General features: G+C 74.0%; 3 protein-coding genes. 1 reads left to right on the top strand and 2 read right to left on the bottom strand.

What is annotated here, in order from left to right; all coding sequences use genetic code 11:
- Positions 1 to 862, bottom strand: an 862-nt coding sequence (locus VFM98_RS11325) for a HEAT repeat domain-containing protein (RefSeq protein ID WP_325110024.1), incomplete at its 3' end; no start/stop codon positions are given.
- A 146-nt stretch (positions 863 to 1,008) separates the two neighbouring features.
- Between VFM98_RS11325 and VFM98_RS11320 the strand changes: the two genes are divergently transcribed.
- On the top strand, positions 1,009 to 1,950 hold the full coding sequence (locus tag VFM98_RS11320; protein WP_325110023.1) for a LysM peptidoglycan-binding domain-containing protein: 942 nt from the start codon (positions 1,009 to 1,011) through the stop codon (positions 1,948 to 1,950).
- On the opposite strand, the gene VFM98_RS11315 is transcribed toward VFM98_RS11320, so the two are convergent.
- On the bottom strand, positions 1,925 to 3,275 hold a 1,351-nt coding region (locus tag VFM98_RS11315), incomplete at its 5' end, for a polysaccharide deacetylase family protein (protein WP_325110022.1). The two genes, VFM98_RS11320 and VFM98_RS11315, sit on opposite strands and share 26 nt — an antisense overlap.

Here is a 3,275-nt window from a genome sequence, read left to right as displayed (position 1 = left end):
ACTCGATCAGCCACGGAACGTGCGCCGTATCGCCCAGCAGCGCGCAGGCGGAGATCACGCGGCGGCGGTGCGGCAGCTGCGGCGCCGCCGAGTGCGCCAGGCGCCGCACGAAGTCGTGCGCGGCGCCGAAGTCGCTGGCCAGAAGGAACCAGCGGCGGGCTTCCTCCTGCGCGGCGCCGGGGCGCAGTGCGAAGGCGTGCAGCGCCGGCAGCGCGGAGGCCCGGTCGCCGAGCAGGCAGGCACAGCGCGCCGCCGCGAAGGCAACGGCCGGGTCCGGATCGTCCAGCGCGGCGAGCGCGGCTGGCAGCAGGTTGGCGCGCCCGAGCTCGCCTGCTGCGCGCCAACCCTCCGCGCGCAGCAGGGGCTGCTGATCGTCCACTGCCTGCGTGAGTGCAGTGCCGGGGTCCACCTGGTGCAGTCGGCAGGCAGCGAGGCCCAGCGTGCGCCGCTGCGCATCGCCCGAAGCGAGCAAGGTGCGCACGATGCCCTGCAGGCTGCCGGCCGACACCCAGCCGAAGGCGGAGAGCAAGCCACGCTGCGCCTCCGGCACGGCCGCGGCGAGCGCCAGCAGGCGCTGCAGCCCGCCTTCGTCGCGCTCGTCGATCAGGCGCAGCGCCAGCGCGAACACCACCCCGGCGCCGACGCGTTCCAGCGCCTCGCGGCACAGCTGCGTGCCGTAGGCGCCGGCCACCGCCAGCCCGTCGGCGTGGGCCGCGATGCGATCGTCCAGCCGGCGCAGGTGGCGCAGCCGCACGTGGGGCGCGCGCACCAGTACCGAGCGGATCTGGCGGAGGATCGCGCACTCCTCCGCGTGCTGCTGCACGACCACGGGAATGGGCGCTCGGGCGAGTTCCGGCGGCATGGTGCCCGCATGCTCCGCGCGGTTCGGGATGCGGCCAATGAACGAAAGTCACGTTCGCCGCGGCGGGATCTGCGCGAAACTTTTCGCTGTCACCCAGCGGAGGACCTGCAAGGCATGGCGCCTTCGCACATCGCGGAGGCACTGCCATGAAGATGTCCCACTCCCTCCTGCTGCTGGCCGCCCTCGCGGGGCTGGCGGCCTGCCAGCAGGCCCCGCTGCAGCCGAGCGCCTCGGCACCGGCGCCCGCGAGCGCCGCACCGGCGGAGCCCCTGTCCGCGGTGCCCGACACGGCCCTGGCCGCGCCCAGCCCGGCTCCCGCGCCGGCGCCGATGCCGGTCACGCCCGCGTCGCAGCAGCAGGCGCAGCGGACCGCCCTCTCCGCCGTGGCCATGCTCGAAGCCGGGCACGAGGCCGAAGCCCGCACGGAACTGGAGCGCGCCCTCGCGCAGGATCCGAACAACAAGCTGGCGCTCAACCTCAAGCGCCAGATCGAGGCCGATCCGGTGACGGCGCTCGGTCGCGAATCCTTCAACTACACCGTGCGGCCGAATGAATCGCTGTCGATGATCGCGGGCCGCTTCCTCGGCGACATCTACGCCTTCTACATCCTGGCCCGCTACAACGGCATCCCGGTGCCGCGCCAGGTGGCGGGCGGACAGACGCTGAAGATCCCCGGCAAGGCGCCGCCGCCCGTGGTGGTGCGGGAAACGCCGCGCCCCGAACCCGTGACGGTTCCGCCGACGCCTGCGGTGGCCACGCCTGCCGCACCGCCCGAGCCCGGCCCCGGCGAGCGCGCGATGCGCGCGGGCGAAGAGGCGGAGCGGCGCGGCGCCCTCGACGAAGCCTTCGACCACTACATGCGGGCGGCCGGCCTGCACGAGAGCGGCGCCAGCGGCAAGGCGGAGCGCCTGCGCAAGCAGCTGGTGCAGCGCCATTCGCTGGTCGCGCGCACGGCGTTGGCGAAGCAGGACCTGGACGCGGCCATCCGCGCCTGGGAGCGCGTGCTCGTCGTCGATCCCGGCAACGACACCGCCAGACTGGAGCGCCAGCGCGCCCTGGCGCTCAAGGAGAAGGCGAAGAAGTTGTAGCGGGCGCGGAAGGCGGCGCCGGCGGGCGGCGCTCCAGCGTGTAGCGCGAGAACTTGCCCAGGTGCTGGCGCCGCACGCGCTCGCGCTCGATGGCACGCAGCGCGTCGGCGGCCTGGGCGTGCTCCGGCTGCAGCGCCAGCACCGCCAGGAACTGCATGCTCGCACCCTCGCTGTCGCCCCTGCGCAGCGCGGCCTGCGCCAGCCGCAGCCGCTCGGGCACCAGCTCCGCGATCTGCTCGCGCGTGCGCGCCAGGCGCGCGCGGTAGTCGGCGGAGTGCGGCCGCAGCGCCACCAGCACCTCCCACGCTTGAGCGGCCTCGGCCAGCCGGCCTTGCTGCATCTGCAGCAGGGCCCGTTCGCGCAAGGCGTGCTCGAAGGCCAGCACCGGGCCGGCGCCGTCGTCGACCGCCAGCGGCGGCAGCGGCTCCATGCCGCAGAAGCTCGCCGCGCCCGCCGCCGCCAGCTTGGCGCAGGCGAGCGCGGTGGCCGGTGCCAGGATCGGCCGGCTCGTCTGCAGGCGCGCCTGGAACGCGTCCAGGCCGTGGTCGCCGAAGATCATGGTCCGCCGCAGCATCAGGGGCTGGGCGAAGAAGCCGTTGCCGCCCGGGTTGACCGTGACGGCGAGCTCGTAGCGCTGGCTGGCCAGCAGGTCCAGCACCAGCTCGTTGGCGTCGCCGTAGGGGAAGGCATAGTGGCGCACCGGGTGCGCGAGGCGTCGCTCGAGCACCTCGCGCGGCGTGCGTACCTCCGCCTCCAGCCCCTGGCGGTATTGCTGGTCGGACTCGGCCGCGCCGCGCTCCAGCAGGTTGCGGTGCGACTTGGAGTGGGCCTGGATGTCGACCAGCCCCGAGGCGGCGAGCTCGTGCAGTTGGTTCCAGCTCAGGGCGTCGCCGCCGCCGCCCACGAAATCGGTGTAGACGAACACGGTGGCGGGAAAGCCGTACTTGCGCAGCAGCGGCAGCGCGTAGCGGTGCGCCGACTCGTAGCCATCGTCGATCGTGATCACCACCGAACGCCGCGGCAGCGGCTGCCGGCCGGCCAGGAAGTCTGCCAGCGCGCGCAGCGGGAGCACGTGGTAGCCGTGGCGCGCCAGCCAGGCGAGCTGCGCCTCGAAGTGCGCCGGCGTGACGACCATGCGCCCACCGCCGGTACCGAAGCGGTGGTAGGCCAGGATGGGCACCGTCTGGTAGGCGTCGGCGTGCACACCGAGCGGGTTGGGCCATTTGAGCGGCACCACCAGCAGCCGGCCGGGATCGGCACGCTCGACCTCGTTGTAGTCGGCAATCATCCACTCGCGCTCGGGGGCGCCGAGGAACTGCGCCGCG

Source organism: Ramlibacter sp., assembly GCF_035706265.1.
Lineage (GTDB): Bacteria > Pseudomonadota > Gammaproteobacteria > Burkholderiales > Burkholderiaceae_C > Ramlibacter.
This window is presented reverse-complemented; position numbering and strand designations above follow the sequence as displayed.

What these genes read in the sequence shown, in the direction of transcription:
- VFM98_RS11320 (WP_325110023.1), top strand. Translation starts at nt 1,009, where the DNA reads ATGAAGATGTCCCACTCCCTCCTGCTGCTGGCCGCCCTCGCGGGGCTG.